This window comes from Brevundimonas nasdae (genome assembly GCF_019395145.1).
Lineage (GTDB): Bacteria > Pseudomonadota > Alphaproteobacteria > Caulobacterales > Caulobacteraceae > Brevundimonas > Brevundimonas nasdae.
This window is the reverse complement of the sequence record NZ_CP080034.1, coordinates 2,230,233-2,248,819: the sequence shown is the minus strand read 5'-3', so window position 1 is coordinate 2,248,819 and position 18,587 is coordinate 2,230,233. Positions and strand designations below refer to the sequence as shown.

Below are 18,587 nucleotides of genomic sequence, written 5' to 3'. Positions count from 1 at the left end.
CATGCTTTTCGGACCATCCCCCCATGACATTCAAACTCGCCGCCCTAACGGGTGCGGTCGCGATCGCGCTCGCCGCCTGCGCGACGATCCAGCCTGCCGCAGCGCCGGTGGCGGTCGATCACCACGTCCACGTCCATTCGCCCGAAATCCTCGCCTTCCTGCCGAGCTATTGCAGCAGCCTGGGGCGGGCGGGGGCCTGCCCTGAGGTCTTCCTCAAGCCGCTGACGGTCGATGATCTGCTGGCGGACATGGATGCGGCGGGGGTGCGCAAGGCGTGGATGATGTCCACGGCCTATCTGGCCGAAAGCCCGATGATGGTCCCGCCGCGACCGGACGCGGCGCAACTGGTCCACACCGCCAACGCCTTTACGGTGATGCAGGCGCGGACCCATCCGGACCGGCTGGCCGCCTTCATCGGCGTCAATCCGCTGACCCCCACAGCCCTGTCGGAGATCGCACGCTGGAAGGATGATCCGTTCGCGACGGGGGTGAAGATCCACCTGACCAATTCCGGCGTCGATCTGCGCGACCCGGCCGATGTCGCCCATCTGGCGGCGGTGTTCCGCGCAGCCGGTCAGGCGCACATGCCGATCCTGATCCACATGCGCACCCGGGCTGCGGATTACGGCGCACAGGATGTCCGCATCTTTCTGGACCAGGTCCTGCCGCAGGCCGCGGGCGTCCCCGTCATCATCGCCCATTCCGGCGGCTGGGGCGGTCTGGACGACAACACCTGGAGCGCGATGCAGGGGTTCGCCGACGCCCTGGCCGAACGACCCGAGTTGAAGCAGAACCTCTATTTCGACCTGGCCCAGACCTTCAAGGCGGACACGTCCCAGGCCGACCTGACGCGCCTTGTCGCCATGATGCGCCGCATCGGGGTGGACCGTTTCGTCCCCGGCTCCGACTGGCCCTTCTCAGGCCCGCTGGACGGCTATCTGAACGGAGCCCTGGCCAGACTGCCCCTGACCCCTACGGAGGCGTCGATGGTGCGTAGTGCGCAAGCCTTTCCCTAGGCGCTCTGCGCCCATGCAGGCCGCGCGCGCTTCGATTGTCGACCGACGGAGGGATTTCGACGTAATTCTCAGGGTGTCATCCAAAACTTCCCCGATCAGCGCTTGCGCCATTCGATGCGAGCCGCTACAGACCCGCCCTCGCCGCAAGGCAGACGCACCCGTAGCTCAGCTGGATAGAGCACCAGACTACGAATCTGGGGGTCAGGAGTTCGAATCTCTTCGGGTGCGCCACTTCGGTTTAAAACCGAGAACTCCGCTACCAGCAGCGGAAACCCCACCATCACTGAATGCCAAGGCTCGAAGAAGCTCGGTTTGCGAGCCGATTATGCGTGCTTCCGTCTTGCTGATGACCTCAACGCGTTGTGTCAGCGCTCGAAGGTGATCTCGCCGGTGGCCGGATTGGGCGAACGCATCGATCAAACGGGCGACCGCCTGATTCAGAGCCCGTTGCTTCCAAGGCTGACCTTTTTGGCCGTAGGCGCCACGAGCTATTGAAAGGGATGCTGTTCCGATCCTTTCCGCACGCTCGCGGGGTGCCGGAGGACTGGCGGCGCGACTACGCGAGCAGGGCGCGCACTCGAAGCTCGGATGGCTGACGCTGCAGGCTTACGCAGGGGCCCTAGCCGGAAGTATCGGCCGGTCTGCTACACCGGATGAAGGCTGCGCTGACCGGCCTCTTGCCACGCCATTCGAGGCTGAGCGTGTTTGGTTTGGTTGTGGGTTGAATGGGCGGCGTTTGCGGTGGTTCTTTCCAAAAAGAGGTTGAAAAACTTCTTGCTTTCATCGGTTGGCTTCATTAGGTTCCGCGCTTCATTCGAAACGTCGAGCTACGGTTTCAGGGGTCAGCCTCGCAGCTTACTCCCGGCGATTTTTTGCGGTTTGAAGGGTTCGCTCTTCGGTCTGCAAAATCTCTGAAAAGAGCGATTGACATGAGGATCGGGCTTCACTAGATACCCGCCTCCGCCGACGACACCGGCGCTAAACAAGTCGGGCCGCTGGAGCGGTTTAGGTCTTTGACATTGTTGATTTGGAAAGAGAAACGCAGGCGGCGGTGTTCTTGCGATGGCCCTTCGAGGTCATCATACGACACTGACTATCTGCGGTCTTTTTGAAAAGATACCATGCGTCGGTCTTCGGATCGATGACGTGGGAACTCGTCAATAAAATACGTAGAACTAATGCCAAGCTTACTTCGGTAGGCTTCAAGCTTAGGTCAGAAGTCAACTCAACCTGAGAGTTTGATCCTGGCTCAGAGCGAACGCTGGCGGCAGGCCTAACACATGCAAGTCGAACGAACTCTTCGGAGTTAGTGGCGGACGGGTGAGTAACGCGTGGGAACGTGCCTTTAGGTTCGGAATAACTCAGGGAAACTTGTGCTAATACCGAATGTGCCCTTCGGGGGAAAGATTTATCGCCTTTAGAGCGGCCCGCGTCTGATTAGCTAGTTGGTGAGGTAAAGGCTCACCAAGGCGACGATCAGTAGCTGGTCTGAGAGGATGATCAGCCACATTGGGACTGAGACACGGCCCAAACTCCTACGGGAGGCAGCAGTGGGGAATCTTGCGCAATGGGCGAAAGCCTGACGCAGCCATGCCGCGTGAATGATGAAGGTCTTAGGATTGTAAAATTCTTTCACCGGGGACGATAATGACGGTACCCGGAGAAGAAGCCCCGGCTAACTTCGTGCCAGCAGCCGCGGTAATACGAAGGGGGCTAGCGTTGCTCGGAATTACTGGGCGTAAAGGGAGCGTAGGCGGACATTTAAGTCAGGGGTGAAATCCCGGGGCTCAACCTCGGAATTGCCTTTGATACTGGGTGTCTTGAGTATGAGAGAGGTGTGTGGAACTCCGAGTGTAGAGGTGAAATTCGTAGATATTCGGAAGAACACCAGTGGCGAAGGCGACACACTGGCTCATTACTGACGCTGAGGCTCGAAAGCGTGGGGAGCAAACAGGATTAGATACCCTGGTAGTCCACGCCGTAAACGATGATTGCTAGTTGTCGGGATGCATGCATTTCGGTGACGCAGCTAACGCATTAAGCAATCCGCCTGGGGAGTACGGTCGCAAGATTAAAACTCAAAGGAATTGACGGGGGCCCGCACAAGCGGTGGAGCATGTGGTTTAATTCGAAGCAACGCGCAGAACCTTACCACCTTTTGACATGCCTGGACCGCCAGAGAGATCTGGCTTTCCCTTCGGGGACTAGGACACAGGTGCTGCATGGCTGTCGTCAGCTCGTGTCGTGAGATGTTGGGTTAAGTCCCGCAACGAGCGCAACCCTCGCCATTAGTTGCCATCATTTAGTTGGGAACTCTAATGGGACTGCCGGTGCTAAGCCGGAGGAAGGTGGGGATGACGTCAAGTCCTCATGGCCCTTACAGGGTGGGCTACACACGTGCTACAATGGCGACTACAGAGGGTTAATCCTTAAAAGTCGTCTCAGTTCGGATTGTCCTCTGCAACTCGAGGGCATGAAGTTGGAATCGCTAGTAATCGCGGATCAGCATGCCGCGGTGAATACGTTCCCGGGCCTTGTACACACCGCCCGTCACACCATGGGAGTTGGTTCTACCCGAAGGCGCTGCGCTGACCGCAAGGAGGCAGGCGACCACGGTAGGGTCAGCGACTGGGGTGAAGTCGTAACAAGGTAGCCGTAGGGGAACCTGCGGCTGGATCACCTCCTTTCTAAGGATGCTTCTCCAGGCCGTCTCTCACGAGACTGTCTATTGAGGCTCCAATAAACGGCGGAACGCCGCCGTCTCCGTTTCTCTTTCCTCTTTCGTCACTGAGACATCAGCCATACGGGTTGTTGTATTGGTGACGCGATCGCGAGCCTGGGTCATTCGACCTGGCTGTCGCTGCCATAGGCCCGTAGCTCAGGTGGTTAGAGCGTACGCCTGATAAGCGTAAGGTCGGCAGTTCGAGTCTGCCCGGGCCTACCAGGTCATTCTGGTTTGCTGGGGCTGGTCTCCAGCCTAGGCAGTATCGATGACAGCTCTTCTGGCAGCGCACCCTGAGATGGGGCCATAGCTCAGTTGGTAGAGCGCCTGCTTTGCAAGCAGGATGTCGTCGGTTCGACTCCGTCTGGCTCCACCAGGCCGCCCCGCGGCCCTGGAAACGACCCGAGGTCCCCGCTTTGAAAGCGTTAGCGCACCCGTCGTTAAGCTCGCATGATCGCATCAAGTATTGCCCGTCGGCGCTCGCCGACAGGCATTGATATCGTAAAGGAAGAACGTGACCGGCTCCCCTGAGCTTTTAGGTCTTGTTCGAGAAGAAGACATTGTCTGACAAAAATCAGGCTTGGTCCCCCGGCAACTTTCCAGTCGGGCGGAATAAACCAAGCATGAGTTTTGCTGAGAAACGATCAAACGTTGAAGGGCTTCTGACGGATGCCTTGGCGTAGAGAGGCGATGAAGGACGTGGCAAGCTGCGATAAGAACCGGGGAGGCGCTAGCACCCTTTGATCCGGTTATTTCCGAATGGGGAAACCCACCTTTACAGTCTTCCAACTCTGCTCTTCGGGGCAGCGATTGGCGGATTGTTGAAAGGTATAATGAGCTGAATACATAGGCTTCATTAAGCGAACCCGGGGAACTGAAACATCTCAGTACCCGGAGGAAAGGACATCAACCGAGACTCCCGTAGTAGTGGCGAGCGAACCGGGACCAGGCCAGTGCTCTTGTGAAATAAAGACGAACGATCTGGAAAGGTCGGCCATAGTGGGTGAAAGCCCCGTAGTCATCAAACAGCAAGAGACTCGAGTAGGGCGGGACACGTGAAATCCTGTCTGAACATGGGGGGACCACCCTCCAAGCCTAAGTACTCCTCTACGACCGATAGTGAACAAGTACCGTGAGGGAAAGGTGAAAAGCACCCCGACAAGGGGAGTGAAACAGATCCTGAAATCGGAAGCCTACAAGCAGTCGGAGCCGCCAAGCGCGGTGACGGCGTACCTTTTGTATAATGGGTCAGCGACTTCATGTGTCGAGCAAGCTTAAGCCGTTAGGTGTAGGCGCAGCGAAAGCGAGTCTGAATAGGGCGCTAAGTTCGACGTATGACGACCCGAAACCAGGTGATCTATCCATGAGCAGGTTGAAGGTTAGGTAACACTAACTGGAGGACCGAACCCGTGAATGTTGAAAAATTCTGGGATGACTTGTGGATAGGGGTGAAAGGCCAATCAAACCTGGACATAGCTGGTTCTCCGCGAAATCTATTTAGGTAGAGCGTCCGACGAATTCCTTGGGGGGTAGAGCACTGGATGGTTGCGGGCTGCGCGAGCGGTACCAATACTAACCAAACTCCGAATACCCAAGAGAACTATCGGGCAGACACACGGCGGGTGCTAACGTCCGTCGTGAAAAGGGAAACAACCCTAACCATCATCTAAGGCCCCCAAGTCACGGCTAAGTGGGAAACGATGTGGGATTGCTTTGACAATCAGGAGGTTGGCTTAGAAGCAGCCATCCTTTAAAGAAAGCGTAACAGCTCACTGATCAAGCGATCCTGCGCGGAAAATGTAACGGGGCTCAAGCCGTGCGCCGAAGATATGGGTTTGCAGTTTACTGCAAGCGGTAGCGGAGCGTTCCGTAAGCCGGTGAAGGTCAGGCGTGAGCCTGGCTGGAGGTATCGGAAGTGAGAATGCTGACATGAGTAACGATAAGAGTGTGAGAGACACTCTCGCCGAAAGACCAAGGGTTCCTGCGTAAAGCTAATCTGCGCAGGGTTAGTCGGCCCCTAAGGCGAGGCTGAAAAGCGTAGTCGATGGGAAGCAGGTAAATATTCCTGCACCAGCTGGAAGTGACGGATGGCTTAACTCGTACCCACTTATTGGATTGTGTGTGCGGGGGCGTTGTCCCAGGAAATAACTCCAGCAGAGACCGTACCCGAAACCGACACAGGTGGTCAGGTAGAGCATACCAAGGCGTTTGAGAGAACTGTGCTGAAGGAACTCGGCAAATTGCACGCGTAACTTCGGAATAAGCGTGACTCACCTTGCGCAAGCAGGAATGAGTGGCACAAGCCAGGGGGTAGCGACTGTTTAGCAAAAACACAGGGCTCTGCGAAGCAGCAATGCGACGTATAGGGTCTGACGCCTGCCCGGTGCCTGAAGGTTAAAGGGAGGAGTGAAAGCTCCGAACTGAAGCCCAGGTAAACGGCGGCCGTAACTATAACGGTCCTAAGGTAGCGAAATTCCTTGTCGGGTAAGTTCCGACCTGCACGAATGGCGTAACGACTTCCCCACTGTCTCCAGCACAGGCTCAGTGAAATTGAATTCCCCGTGAAGATGCGGGGTTCCCGCGGTCAGACGGAAAGACCCTATGAACCTTTACTATAGCTTCGCCTTGGCGTTAGCGACCGTATGTGTAGGATAGGTGGGAGACTATGAAACCGGGGCGCCAGCTCTGGTGGAGTCGTCCTTGAAATACCACCCTTACTGTCGTTGACGTCTAACCGAGGGCCGTTATCCGGTCCCGGGACATGGCGTGGTGGGTAGTTTGACTGGGGCGGTCGCCTCCCAAAGTGTAACGGAGGCGCGCGATGGTGAGCTCAGAGCGGTCGGAAATCGCTCGTCGAGTGCAATGGCATAAGCTCGCCTGACTGCGAGACTGACAAGTCGAGCAGAGACGAAAGTCGGCCATAGTGATCCGGTGGTCCCGAGTGGAAGGGCCATCGCTCAACGGATAAAAGGTACTCTAGGGATAACAGGCTGATTTTGCCCAAGAGTCCATATCGACGGCAAAGTTTGGCACCTCGATGTCGGCTCATCACATCCTGGGGCTGGAGCAGGTCCCAAGGGTATGGCTGTTCGCCATTTAAAGTGGTACGTGAGCTGGGTTCAGAACGTCGTGAGACAGTTTGGTCCCTATCTGCCGTGGGTGTTCGAAGCTTGAGAGGATCTGTCCCTAGTACGAGAGGACCGGGATGGACATACCTCTGGTGTACCTGTCATGGCGCCAGCTGTGCAGCAGGGTAGCTAAGTATGGAATAGATAACCGCTGAAAGCATCTAAGCGGGAAACTAACCTCAAAACAAGGCTTCGCTGAGGATCGTGGAAGACTACCACGTTGATAGGCCAGGTGTGGAAGCGCGGCGACGCGTGAAGCTTACTGGTACTAATAATCCGATCGGTTTGATCGTTTCTCAGCAAAACTCATTCGATGATCATCCTTGACCAGATGATCGTCACGACAATGTCTTCTTCGCAATCCTTCTGTCCGCCTCGTTGACCTGGTGGCTATGTCGGAGGTTCCCCACCCGATCCCATTCCGAACTCGGTCGTTAAGCCCTCCAGAGCCAATGGTACTTCGTCTTAAGGCGCGGGAGAGTAGGTCGCCGCCGGGTCTACCAGGCGGACAGAATGATTGCGCAGCCCCAAAAGGCTCTTCTCGAACCGTTCTTCCTTAACGACACTACCGTTTGCCGCGGGATGGAGCAGCCCGGTAGCTCGTCAGGCTCATAACCTGAAGGTCGTAGGTTCAAATCCTACTCCCGCACCCAAGATTTTAACCCGCTATATCCAATAGGATAGCGGGTTTTTCTTTGACCAAATTCCCCACCTCGAATCCACCCGTGGAAGCCACGCGGAAGCACCCAGCGCGCAAACCTAGGCGGGGAAGTGGAAATGACCACTTCTTCGCGAAAGCGCTGTGACCCTACGCGCTCAGATTGGGCCGATGTCACGCATCGACTACGAGTCTTAGCTCGCCGCTGCTGCGGATCATGGGGCCGTCGGCAGATGTCGGGGCCGCACACAGTTCAGAGGACGCCTTGTGAGGGCCGAACTGGTTTTGCGCATAGCGTTCGCGAACGCTCTGCCAAAGATCGTTGGACACGATCCGAAGGGCGGGCGCCTGGCTGTGCACGAGGTCCGCGGCTTCAGTCGTGCGGGCCTTGCGTTTGCCCGTGTGGCAAGCCTTGATCCGGGTCTGCCTGCCAACACCAGTTCACCACGATAGAGGGCGTTATGGATGACGCCGTTGCCACGACCCGCATTACCTTGATGGTGGAGGCTTTCCAATCGCCGCCGCGCGCGCTGGCGACGCCTCTGGCGTTCTGATCGCTCACGATGGCGCGTGGCGAGACGCCAGCGACATATCGGCGGAAGATTTCTCTAACGGCTCCGGCTTCTGCTGGATCGATGTCTCTCAAGCCACGTATTGGTTCTCCGGCGGAATCCACTTCGCGGCGTATGCGATAGCTGTAGAACAGCCCGCCTGTATGCCGACCGGAGCGTGCGACGCCCTGGAGGCCGCGCCGGGTCTTGCGGCCCGGCCTTACTCAAGCCGAAGTCGCTAAGGCCGCAAGCACCTCCCAGCATCATGTTTCGAGAACCGAACGCCGGGAGGATTTGATGGTGTCCAGCCTTGAAAAGCATATCGCCGCCCTTGGCGGAAAACTGAAGATGTTGGTCGAAATCCCTGGCCGCACGCCCAGCACCGCCATGACCCGTTTCATGTTGCAGGCCAGGATATGGAGGCTGATCTCGGTCTTTACGTTTGGCGGGCGTTTCATCAGAAAATGGGGGCCCATCCAGGCCTTGATGGTGCCGAACGGGTGTTCGACCAGGCTTCGCCGCTTGATCTCACTGCTGTTCGCCATTTCGCCAAATGGTTGGATCAGTCTTGCAGCCTGAAACCTAATCCGATCATCACGTGAGAAAGCCCGTCCAGAACGAGCCTGGACGGGAAGGTCATGGGATTCTTAGCAGGAACCTCGCCTGGACGGCGCGCGCTTGAGGTTTGTGCGGGCCCGTCCATGCCTGTTCAAGATCGTTCTATGAACGTAAATGTCAATACGAATTCGCCTTGAGGTCGTATTGATGCAGTTTTTGGTCGGCCGGTTCAAACCTCGGCTTTACCGACAAAATAGGGAAGCAGGCTGGCCACTACGGACCGGGTGGCGTTCTCGGGCTGGTCCAGCATGTTGCGGAGCGGATCGCCGATCAGGGACTCGCCGAAGGCGGTGAGGGCGATGAAGAGGACGGCGGAGCCGATCCGTTCGCGCGCATGACCGCTTTCCCCCATCTTCTCGCCGATGGCGTGGACCAGGTCCTGCACGGCTTCGCGCACCGGCTCCAGATGCGACAGGTCTCCCGACATTGCGATCCAGGCGGCCAGCCGCCCCGCGCCGCCTTCGAGGAAGGCGTCGAATACGGCGTTGACCAGCTCCAGCGGCGCGCCCTCATCGGTGCGCAGGCGAGCCACGGCGGTCGTCAGCGCCTGGTTCAGGTCGGCGACCATTGATCCCATCAGGGCCGACTGGAGCCCTGCGGCAGAACCGAAATGGTGGATCAGGTTCGCATGGGTCACCCCGATGTCCGCCGCCACGGCCGACAGGGTCATGGCGTCAGGGCCGCCTGCCAGCAGCAGACGACGGGCTGAGGCCACGGCCTCGCGGCGGGCCTCGTCGGGCGTGCGTCGACGTCGGCGCGGGGCGGCTATTTTTGCAATTGACATGGCTGTAAATGACAATAATGTAGATAGTATGTTTAACCTTCTTGGGAAGTGTGGGCAAGTGCAAGCGATTTCAGCAATTTCGCCCTCTTTGGAGGGGGGCTCGGGGGCGGCGTCGGTGTCGCGGCAGCCATCTGCGGCCACGCTGCGCCGGGTGCAGCCTGTAAGGGCGCTCCGGGCGTTTCGAGGTCTGGTGGCGGACAAGGACGACACCCGTCAGGTGTTCGAGATCATGAACGCCCTGTCGGGACGTTCGCCGGACTGGGGCTATCGCCGCATGATGGACACCCCGGCAGGCGGCAAACAGGCCTATGAGCGGCTGGAGCTGTCGGACCTGCTGCAGGACCGCCAATGGCTGGCGCAGTTCAAGCCCGGCACGGTCGGCGCCGCCTATTGCGCCTTCATCGATCCGCAGAATTTCACCGCCTATGGGCTGGCGGAAGACAGCCGCAAGGTCGCCGACACCGAGATCGAGGCGGCGCATCCGCGCGCCTGGTATGCGCGGCGGCTGCGGGACGTTCATGACATCTGGCACGTGTTGACCGGCTATCATTCCGACGCACTGGGCGAGGCCTGCGTGGTGGCTTTTTCCCTGCCCCAGACCCGCAGCGCCGGTTTCGGCCTGATCGCGGGCGGCATAGCGGTTCAGTTCATGCGCGCCCGCACCGGCTATCCGTGCGCGCGGGCGGTGCTGCAGGCGTGGCTGAACGGGCGTCGAGCCGCCTGGCTGCCGGGCGAGGATTACGAAAAGCTGCTGGCCGAACCGCTGGATGAGGCGCGTCTTCGACTGAAGATCGCACCGCCGACGCTGTACGATCAGGTGCCGCCGTCCGTCCGCAACGCCTATCAGGGCGGGAAAGGCTGATGCGGCGCGGGTTTATGGTGCTGGCTGCGGCCGTCTGCGCCGTGTTGACGCCTGTTCCAGCGGCGGCTCAGGACGGGGACGCCATTTTGGGCCGCTGGCGCACCTCGGCGCAGAACGGCGTGGTCGTGATCGAACGCTGCGGCGTCCAGTTGTGCGGGCGACTGGCCGACGCCGCCGCCCTGCGCGCTAATCCGGATCAGCGCGACGTCAGGAACCGCAACACGGCTCTGCGTGATCGCCCGCTGCAGGGCGTGCTGGTTCTGCAGGGCTTTTCCGGCGGACCGCAGGAGTGGAGCGGCGGGCCGCTGTATGACCCGGAAACCGGTCAGGGCGCGCCGACCGGCACGTTGAAGCTGGTCAGCGCAGATCGTTTGGCCGTGCGGGGCTGCATCGCGCCGCTGCTGTGCCGGACGCAGACCTGGACCCGCCTGCGCTGACAGGTGTTGCGGGGCATTTGATCGAATTTTGAATGGCTGTGCCGCTGACGGGGTCGGCGGTGTTGGGGGCGGACTATGCTGATCTGGATTTGCGCCGCGTTGGGCGTCGGCTTCATCCTGACGTTTCACCAGGCGCGGATGGCGTGGTGGGCGCTGGGCGTCGCGGCCTGGGTTTTGGCGGGCTGGGGTTTGGAGATCGTCTCGCCGCTGACGGCGGGCGTCTTGGCGGCCGTCGTCGCGCCGGTCCTGTTGCTGCTGACGTTCAGGCCGCTGCGGCGGGCCATTCTGTCCCGTCCGGCCATGGCGGGATTCCGTCAGATCATGCCGCGCATGAGCGCCACAGAACAGGCGGCGGTCGAGGCGGGCAACGTCTGGTGGGATGCTGAACTGTTCGCCGGCAAGCCCGATTGGCGGCGGCTGCTGTCCACGCCCGCGCCCAGCCTGACGGCCGAGGAGCAGCGGTTCCTGGACGTCGAGACTGAGCACCTTTGCGATCTGGTCAACGACTGGGAGACGACATCGGTTTGGCAGGACCTGTCGCCCGAGGCCTGGGCCTACGCCAAGGACAAGGGCTTCCTGGGCATGATCGTGCCTAAGGCCTATGGCGGCCTGGGCTTTTCGGCCTACGCCCACAGTCAGGTGATCCAGAAGCTGTCGACCCGGTGTTCTGCGGCGGCGGTGTCGGTGATGGTGCCGAACTCTCTGGGGCCGGCGGAACTGCTGCTGCACTACGGCACAGAGGATCAGAAGAACCATTATCTGCCGCGTCTGGCGCGAGGGCAGGAGATTCCCTGTTTCGCCCTGACCAATCCCTATGCCGGGTCAGACGCCGCCTCGATCACCGACACGGGCGTGGTCTGCAAGGGGATGTGGAACGGCGAAGAGACGCTGGGTTTCCGCATCAGCTGGCGCAAGCGCTACATCACCCTGGCGCCGGTCGCGACCGTGCTGGGTCTGGCCTTCCGCGCCATCGACCCGGACGGTCTGCTGGGCGGCGAGACTGAACCGGGCATCACCTGCGTGCTGATCCCACGTGATCATCCGGGCGTGAACATCGGGCGGCGCCACTGGCCCCTGAACGCCGTCTTCCAGAACGGCCCGACCAGCGGCGATGATGTCTTTGTGCCGATGGAGATGGTGATCGGCGGACGCGAACAGGTCGGCGCGGGCTGGCGGATGTTGATGGAATGTCTGGCGGCGGGGCGGGCGATTTCGCTGCCGTCATCCAATGTCGGCATGTCCAAGCTGGCCGTCGGCATGGTCGGGGCCTATGTCGCCATCCGCCGCCAGTTCAACCAGCCGATCGGCGCCTTCGAAGGGGTTCAGGAAGCGCTCGCCCGTATGGCGGGGCATCTGTACGCGACCGACGCCGTGCGGCGTCTGGCGGCGGCGGCGCTGGATCAGGGTGAAAAACCCTCGGTCGTCTCGGCCATCGCCAAATACCATGTCACCGAACGCGCCCGCACCGTCATCAACGACGGCATGGACGTGATCGGCGGTAAGGGCGTCTGCATGGGCCCCGGCAATTTCCTGGCCCGCGCCTATCAGCAGATTCCGGTCGCGATCACGGTCGAGGGCGCCAACATCATGACCCGCACCCTGATCATCTATGGTCAGGGGGCGATCCGCTGCCACCCCTATGTCCTGACCCTGATGCGGACGGCAAGCGCGGGTGAGCTCAAGCCGTTTGATGCGGCCCTGTTCGGCTATGTCGGCTTCCTGTTCCGCAACATTGCGCGGGCTTTGACCTTCGGCCTGACGGGCGGCGCCTTCATCGGTGCGCCGCACGGAGCGGCGCCGCAGTTGCGACGCTATTATCGGGCGACGACCCGCCTATCGACCTTGCTGGCGCTGGCGTCGGACCTGTCGATGGCGACCGTCGGCGGGGCGCTGAAGCGCAAGGGCGCGCTGACCGGGCGGCTGGGCGACATCCTGTCCCAGCTGTTCATCCTGACCAGCGTGTTGAAGCGGTTCGAGGATGAGGGCCGTCCCGCAGAGGACCTGCCCTTTGTTCACTGGGCGGCGCAGGATGCGCTGGCGCGGGCGGGTGCAGCATGGCGTAGTCTGCTGGCCAATCATCCCAGCCGGGGCGCGGCCCTGTTCCTGAAACTCGTCGGGACGCCGTTCGGTCTGAACACGCCGGAACCGAATGATCGCTGCGCCGCCGCTGTTGCAGGCTTGATCCAGGTCCACGGCTCGGCGCGTGACCGTCTGGTCGCCGGGTCATGGACGGCGCGTGTCGAGGTTGATCCCATCGCCGCGACCATGGCCGCCTTTGATCTCTATCCTAAGGTCGAGGCGGTCGAGCGGCGGCTGAAAGACGCCATCCGCAGCGGCCGGATCGCTCGCGCGCCCCAGAACCTGACCCTGCTGGCCGACTGGGCCGCAGAGGCTGAGAGCAGGGGCCTGATTGACGCGCAGGAACGCGATCTGATCGGTCGTTTCGCCGCCTATGCCGATCAGGCGATCCAGGTCGACGACTTCCCGGCTGACTTCGACATGGCGGCTGGTTTGGCGCGCCGTGAGGCGGCCCTGGCCCCGGTCAAGACGAAGAAGAAGGCGGCCTGATGAGCGATCGTTATCTGGATTTCGCCAACTCCGGCATTGGCGGCTGGCTGACCGGAAGCCTGGGTCTGCCGCGCCCCGCGCCATTGCAACGGCGGGCGGATGCAGGGGGGGGCGTCGTCGGGCCGCTGCTGTTGGGCGGCTATGGAGAGGGGCGGATGGCGGCTGTTCTGGCTCGTCTTGCCGCCGCCAACGCGCAAGTGGTCCATGCCGATTGGTCGCCGGATGTGCGTTACGGGGGTCTGGTGTTCGACGCCTCCGCCTGCCGCGACGCTGCATCCGTTCAGCCCCTGTATCGCTTCTTCCATCAGGCGGTGCGTTCGGTGGTTGAGCATGGCCGCATCGTCGTCATCGGAACCCCGCCGGACGCCATGGCCGACGCCGAGGGCGAGGCGATCCAGCGGGGGCTGGAGGGTTTCGTCCGCTCACTGGCCAAGGAGGCGCGGCGCAGCATCGGCGTGCATATGGGCTATGTCGATGCGGGCGCCGAGGATGCGGCGCAAACCACTCTGGCCTTCCTGCTGTCGCCGCGTTCAGCCTATGTCACGGGCCAGCCGATCCGCGTGTCTGCGCCCGTTGCGGCTGCGCCTGAGGCTCTGGGCCATGTCGGGCAGCGCGTGCTGGTCACCGGCGCGTCGCAGGGCATAGGCGAGGCCATCATCCGCCTGTTCGCCGCAGAGGGAGCCCAGGTCACGGCGCTGGACCTGCCGGGAGCGCAGGTGCGCCTGACTTATCTGGCGGCGGAGATCGGGGTCGAACCCCTGTTGTTGGACATCACGGCGCCGGACGCCGCTGAAACCCTGTTGGCGGATGCGAAGTCGCGGGGCGGCTATGATGTGGTGGTCCATAATGCGGGCGTCACGCGCGACCGGACGCTGGCCCGGATGGAGCCGCGCGAGTGGGACAGCGTCATGGCGGTCAATCTGACGGCGCCCCTGACGATTACCCAGGTCCTGGTCGCGAGCGGGGGTCTGCGTGCGAACGGTCGGGTCGTCGCTGTGTCGTCGCTCAGCGGGATCGCCGGAAATGCGGGACAGACCAACTACGCCCTGTCCAAGGCGGGCTGGATCGGCGCGGTTCGTCGCCTGGCCCCGCAACTGGCGGCGCAGGGGATCACCATCAATGCGGTGGCGCCGGGCTTTATCGAAACTCAGATGACCGCCGCCATTCCCTTCGCCATCCGCGAGGCCGGGCGGCGGATGAACAGCATGGGCCAGGGCGGTCAGCCCGTGGACGTCGCCGAGACCATCGCCTGGCTGGCCGAACCGCAGTCGGGCGGCGTCAATGGGCAGGTGGTGCGCGTCTGCGGCCAGAGCCTGCTGGGCGCATGATCGGGGACGACGTGGTCGAACGGTTCGACGCGCCTCTGTCCAGTCTGGCGGTGGTCGGCGGCGCGGTGCGCGGCCTGCTGCGCAAGACGCCTGCGCAGCCGGTCCTGCCGCGACGAACGCTGCGGCGTGAGGCGGTTCTGGAGGCCCAGGCCATAGAGGCCTACGCCCGGCTGTGTGGCTTCTCGCCCGAGCAGGGCGTGCCGATCACCTGGCCGCATATCCTGTCCTTTCCGCTGCAGATGCGGATCATGCTGGGGGCGGACTTCCCCTATCCGGCGGTGGGGCTGGTGCACGTCCATAATCGCATCCGACAGACGGCGCGGATTGAGGCCGGTCAGCGTCTGAACCTGACCACGCGCGTCGGCTCCTTGCTGGCGCACGACAAGGGTCAGGCCTTCGCGTTGACGACCGAAGCGACACGAGACGGCCAGACGGTGTGGGAAGGCCAGAGCATCTATCTGAAACTCGGGCCGAAGGGACGGGGCGCGACGGTTCCGGAGCTGGACGCACCGTCCGGCGCATCGGTGCTGGAGACCTGGAGCCCGGCGCCCGATCTGGGGCGGCGCTATGCGGCGGTGTCCGGCGACGCCAATCCGATCCATACTTCAGGCCTCGGCGCGCGGCTGTTCGGATTTCGACGTCCCATCGCCCACGGCATGTGGACCAAGGCCCGCGCCATCGCCGCCCTGACGCCCCAGGCGCCGCTGGAGACGGCGGAGGTCGAAGCCGTTTTCCGGTCGCCCGTGTTTCTGGGCGACACGATCGTTCTTCAGGCCGCGCCGCCGGTCAGAACCAACAATCTTTTTGAAGTGCGGGACATGGGCGGGACGCGCACCCATCTGCGTGGGCGGCTGAACCTGTCACCCAGCCTGTCATCACAGCCGCCAGAGGGCCCTTCATCATGACGACCGTGTCCGCACCGCGCCGCGTGGCCATCATCGGCGGCGTCCGCATTCCCTTCGCCCGGTCCAACACCGCCTATGCCGAGGCGTCCAATCAGGACATGCTGACCGCCGCCCTGCAGGGGCTGGCGGAGCGTTTCGACCTGCACGGCCAGCGCCTGGGCGAGGTGGCGGCGGGGGCGGTGCTGAAGCTGTCGCGCGACATCGCCCTGACCCGCGAAAGCGTGCTGGGCACGACCATCGGCGCGGACACCCCGGCCTATGATGTGTCTCAGGCCTGCGGCACGGGGCTGGAGGCCGCCATCCTGGTCGCCAACAAGATCGCGCTGGGCCAGATCGAGGTCGGGATCGCGGGCGGGGTGGACACGACATCGGATGCGCCCATCGGCCTGAACGAGAAGTTCCGCAAGGCCTTGCTGGCCGCCAACCGGGAGAAGACGACCGGCGGTCGGATCAAGGCGCTGTTGGGCGCAGGCCTGACAGCCCCGTTCAAACCTGAACCGCCGCGCAACGCCGAACCCCGCACCGGCCTGTCGATGGGCGAACACTGCGAATTGATGGCCAAGCGCTGGAACATCGCGCGTGAAGATCAGGACGCCCTGGCCGTGGCCAGCCACCGCAACGCCGCCGCCGCCTGGGAAGCCGGTCTGTTCGACGACATGGTCATTCCCTATCGCGGGCTGAAGCGGGACAACAACCTGCGGCCGGATATCGATCCAGCGAAGCTGGCGACGATGAAGTCCGTGTTCGACCGCGAGAACGGCACGCTGACAGCCGCCAACTCCACGCCGCTGACGGACGGCGCCTCGACCGTGCTTCTGGCCAGCGAAGACTGGGCCAGGGCGCGGGGCCTGCCGATCCAGGCCTATCTGCGGACGGGCGAGGCGGCGGCGGTCGATTTCGTCGGCGGAGATGAGGGCTTGCTGATGGCGCCGGCCTATGCGGTTCCGCGCATGTTGGCGCGGCTGGATCTGAAGCTCCAGGATTTCGACTTCTACGAAATCCACGAGGCCTTCGCCGCTCAGGTGCTGTGCACCCTCAAGGCGTGGGAGGACGACGATTACGCCCGCACCCGTCTGGGCCTGAGCGCAGCGCCGGGCGCGATCGACCGCGCCAAACTTAACATCAACGGCGGCTCCCTGGCGGCGGGGCATCCATTCGCGGCGACGGGCGGGCGTATCCTGGCCAATCTGGCCGCCATGATTGCCCGCAACGGCGGCGGGCGGGGTCTGATCTCCATCTGCGCGGCAGGCGGGCAGGGCGTGGTCGCGGTGGTCGAGAAATGAGCCCTGCGCCCGACCTCGCAGCAGACATGGACCGGCTGTGGGCCGAGCGTTTCTGGACGAAATCCTACCGCGCGGGCGTGCCGGTCTTCATCGACGATGAACTGGCCCGCTGGACCTCGGTGCAGCAGATGTTCGAGGCGGATGCGCTGAAGTTCGCCGACCGTCCCGGCTTCGTCAGTCTGGGGTCCGCCGTGACCTATGGCGACATGCTGACGGCGGCCAAGGCGTTCGGCGCCTGGCTGCAGTCGGCCGGGGTGCAGCCGGGCGAACGGGTGGCGCTGATGATGCCAAACTGCCTGCAGTATCCAGCCGCCCTGTTCGGGGTGCTGTTCGCGGGCGCGGTGGTGGTCAACGTCAATCCGCTCTACACGCCGCGCGAACTGAACCACCAGCTCAAGGACAGCGGCGCGGTCGCCATCGTGGTCATGGACATGTTCGCCGCCACGGTGGAGCAGGCGCGCGAGGGGACCGACCTGCGCCACGTCGTCGTCACCGCCATGGGCGACATGATGGGCGGGCTGAAAGGCGCCGCCGTCAGCGCCATGATGCGCCACGTCCAGAATCTGGTTCCTGCGTATCGTCTGCCGGGCAGTCGTCGCTGGAAGCGCGTGATGGCCGGTGCGCGTCGGTTGAGGCTGCAGGGCGTCGAGACGCGACCCGAAGACGTCGCCTTCCTGCAATATACGGGCGGCACGTCAGGCGTGGCGAAGGGGGCGATGCTGACCCATCGCAACATCCTGGCCAATACGATTCAGGGGCGGGTGTGGCTGCTGGATCAGATCGATCAGACAAGGCCGCTGGGCAATGTCACCATGCTGCCGCTGTACCATATCTTCTCACTGACGGCGAACCTGATGATGTTCATCGGGGCGGGCGGCCGCAACATCCTGATCGCCAATCCGCGCGATGCGAAACGGGTGGAATGGATCCTGCGCAAGGAGCGTTTCGTCGGCATGACGGGGTTGAACACCCTGTTCGTCAGTCTGATGAAGAGCAAGGCGTTCCGCGATCGTGACTTCTCTGATCTGAATCTGACCATCGCCGGGGGCATGGCGACCCAGAGGGTGGTGGCTGAGGAATGGCAGGCTGTGACAGGCGCGCCCCTGATCGACGGCTATGGGCTGACGGAGACCTCGCCGGTGGTCTGCATCGGCCGCGTCGATCTGGAGCATCCGGAAGGGATGGGCTTCGACGGAACAGTCGGCCTGCCAGTCCCCTCGACCGAGGTGCGGATGCGCCGCGAAGACGCAAGCTGGGCCGGGGTCGATGAAGAGGGCGAACTGTGCGTGCGCGGCCCGCAGGTCATGCTGGGTTACTGGAAACGGCCTGATGAAACGGCCAAGGTTCTGTCCGACGACGGCTGGCTGGCGACCGGCGATGTCGGGGTGATGCAGGCGGATGGCCGGGTGCGTCTGGTGGACCGCATCAAGGACATGATCCTGGTGTCCGGATTCAACGTCTATCCGGGCGAGATCGAGGATGTGGTGGCCAGCCATCCCCTGGTCGAAGAGGTCGCCGCCGTCGGCGTGCCGGACGCAGCTCAGGGCGAGCGGATCAAGATTGTCGTCGTGCCGCGTTCGCCGGACCTGACGAAAGAGATGCTGATCGCCCACTGCCGCGCGCAACTGACCGGCTACAAGGTGCCGCGCATCGTGGAGTTCCGCAGCGAACCCCTGCCCAAGACGGCGGTGGGCAAGGTGCTGCGTCGCGAACTGCGCGGCTGATGC

10 protein-coding genes, 4 tRNA genes, 3 rRNA genes and 1 pseudogene are annotated in these 18,587 nt (G+C 62.4%); 15 read left to right on the top strand and 3 right to left on the bottom strand.

The window, feature by feature from the left end; genetic code table 11:
- The first annotated feature begins 23 nt into the window (after window positions 1-23).
- The 8 genes from KWG56_RS11005 (at window position 24) to KWG56_RS10970 (ending at window position 7,519) form a co-directional block, all read left to right on the top strand.
- A complete protein-coding gene (locus tag KWG56_RS11005; RefSeq protein WP_219354789.1) occupies window positions 24-1,016 on the top strand; it encodes an amidohydrolase family protein in 993 nt (330 codons plus the stop codon).
- 154 nt (window positions 1,017-1,170) lie between these two features.
- Window positions 1,171-1,247, top strand: a tRNA-Arg gene (locus KWG56_RS11000).
- A 995-nt stretch (window positions 1,248-2,242) separates the two neighbouring features.
- Window positions 2,243-3,703 (top strand): 16S ribosomal RNA (locus tag KWG56_RS10995).
- 180 nt (window positions 3,704-3,883) lie between these two features.
- Window positions 3,884-3,960: transfer RNA gene (locus KWG56_RS10990), tRNA-Ile, on the top strand.
- Window positions 3,961-4,038: 78 nt separating this feature from the next.
- Window positions 4,039-4,114 (top strand) — tRNA-Ala (locus KWG56_RS10985).
- Between the two features lie 266 nt (window positions 4,115-4,380).
- Window positions 4,381-7,159: ribosomal RNA gene (locus KWG56_RS10980) — 23S ribosomal RNA — on the top strand.
- Window positions 7,160-7,248: 89 nt separating this feature from the next.
- Window positions 7,249-7,363, top strand: a 5S ribosomal RNA gene (rrf, locus tag KWG56_RS10975).
- Together the 16S, 23S and 5S rRNA genes with 3 tRNA genes alongside form the textbook arrangement of a ribosomal RNA operon.
- 79 nt (window positions 7,364-7,442) lie before the next feature.
- A tRNA-Met gene (locus KWG56_RS10970) sits at window positions 7,443-7,519 on the top strand.
- A gap of 378 nt (window positions 7,520-7,897) precedes the next feature.
- Here the strand turns inward: KWG56_RS10970 and KWG56_RS19065 are convergent.
- The 3 genes and pseudogenes from KWG56_RS19065 to KWG56_RS10955 form a co-directional block, all read right to left on the bottom strand.
- Complete coding sequence (locus KWG56_RS19065; protein WP_373274053.1) at window positions 7,898-8,200, bottom strand: recombinase family protein; 303 nt, start codon at window positions 8,198-8,200, stop codon at window positions 7,898-7,900.
- 240 nt (window positions 8,201-8,440) lie between these two features.
- Window positions 8,441-8,596: pseudogene (locus KWG56_RS10960) on the bottom strand (IS5/IS1182 family transposase); the annotation flags it as partial.
- Between the two features lie 266 nt (window positions 8,597-8,862).
- The gene (locus tag KWG56_RS10955) at window positions 8,863-9,477 is read right to left on the bottom strand and encodes a TetR/AcrR family transcriptional regulator (RefSeq protein WP_219352969.1); all 615 of its coding nucleotides are present in this window, start codon (window positions 9,475-9,477) and stop codon (window positions 8,863-8,865) included.
- A gap of 115 nt (window positions 9,478-9,592) precedes the next feature.
- Here KWG56_RS10955 and KWG56_RS10950 point away from each other — a divergent pair, with 115 nt between their 5' ends.
- The 7 genes from KWG56_RS10950 (at window position 9,593) to KWG56_RS10920 (ending at window position 18,584) form a co-directional block, all read left to right on the top strand.
- Complete coding sequence (locus tag KWG56_RS10950) at window positions 9,593-10,339, top strand: ubiquinone biosynthesis protein COQ4 (RefSeq protein WP_244999478.1); 747 nt, start codon at window positions 9,593-9,595, stop codon at window positions 10,337-10,339.
- The gene (locus KWG56_RS10945; protein ID WP_201098983.1) at window positions 10,339-10,776 is read left to right on the top strand and encodes a DUF2147 domain-containing protein; all 438 of its coding nucleotides are present in this window, start codon (window positions 10,339-10,341) and stop codon (window positions 10,774-10,776) included. Before KWG56_RS10950 ends, KWG56_RS10945 begins: the two co-directional genes overlap by 1 nt.
- A 75-nt stretch (window positions 10,777-10,851) precedes the next feature.
- Window positions 10,852-13,344, top strand: a complete 2,493-nt coding sequence (locus KWG56_RS10940; RefSeq protein WP_219354786.1) for an acyl-CoA dehydrogenase — start codon at window positions 10,852-10,854, stop codon at window positions 13,342-13,344.
- Window positions 13,344-14,672: a 3-oxoacyl-ACP reductase gene (locus KWG56_RS10935; protein ID WP_219354785.1), complete on the top strand. Its 1,329-nt coding sequence runs from the start codon at window positions 13,344-13,346 to the stop codon at window positions 14,670-14,672. The genes KWG56_RS10940 and KWG56_RS10935 overlap by 1 nt, the downstream gene beginning before the upstream one ends.
- On the top strand, window positions 14,669-15,577 hold the full coding sequence (locus KWG56_RS10930; RefSeq protein ID WP_219354784.1) for a MaoC family dehydratase: 909 nt from the start codon (window positions 14,669-14,671) through the stop codon (window positions 15,575-15,577). Before KWG56_RS10935 ends, KWG56_RS10930 begins: the two co-directional genes overlap by 4 nt.
- Window positions 15,574-16,860, top strand: a complete 1,287-nt coding sequence (locus tag KWG56_RS10925) for an acetyl-CoA C-acetyltransferase (RefSeq protein ID WP_219354783.1) — start codon at window positions 15,574-15,576, stop codon at window positions 16,858-16,860. Before KWG56_RS10930 ends, KWG56_RS10925 begins: the two co-directional genes overlap by 4 nt.
- The gene (locus KWG56_RS10920) at window positions 16,857-18,584 is read left to right on the top strand and encodes an AMP-binding protein (RefSeq protein ID WP_219354782.1); all 1,728 of its coding nucleotides are present in this window, start codon (window positions 16,857-16,859) and stop codon (window positions 18,582-18,584) included. Before KWG56_RS10925 ends, KWG56_RS10920 begins: the two co-directional genes overlap by 4 nt.
- The last annotated feature ends 3 nt before the right edge of the window (window positions 18,585-18,587 follow it).

Bases quoted from the DNA above. Each gene is read 5' to 3' on its own strand.
- KWG56_RS11005 (WP_219354789.1), top strand. From the start codon at position 24: ATGACATTCAAACTCGCCGCCCTAACGGGTGCGGTCGCGATCGCGCTC.
- KWG56_RS10955 (WP_219352969.1), bottom strand. From the start codon at position 9,477: ATGTCAATTGCAAAAATAGCCGCCCCGCGCCGACGTCGACGCACGCCC.
- KWG56_RS10945 (WP_201098983.1), top strand. From the start codon at position 10,339: ATGCGGCGCGGGTTTATGGTGCTGGCTGCGGCCGTCTGCGCCGTGTTG.
- KWG56_RS10940 (WP_219354786.1), top strand. From the start codon at position 10,852: ATGCTGATCTGGATTTGCGCCGCGTTGGGCGTCGGCTTCATCCTGACG.
- KWG56_RS10935 (WP_219354785.1), top strand. From the start codon at position 13,344: ATGAGCGATCGTTATCTGGATTTCGCCAACTCCGGCATTGGCGGCTGG.
- KWG56_RS10930 (WP_219354784.1), top strand. From the start codon at position 14,669: ATGATCGGGGACGACGTGGTCGAACGGTTCGACGCGCCTCTGTCCAGT.
- KWG56_RS10925 (WP_219354783.1), top strand. From the start codon at position 15,574: ATGACGACCGTGTCCGCACCGCGCCGCGTGGCCATCATCGGCGGCGTC.
- KWG56_RS10920 (WP_219354782.1), top strand. From the start codon at position 16,857: ATGAGCCCTGCGCCCGACCTCGCAGCAGACATGGACCGGCTGTGGGCC.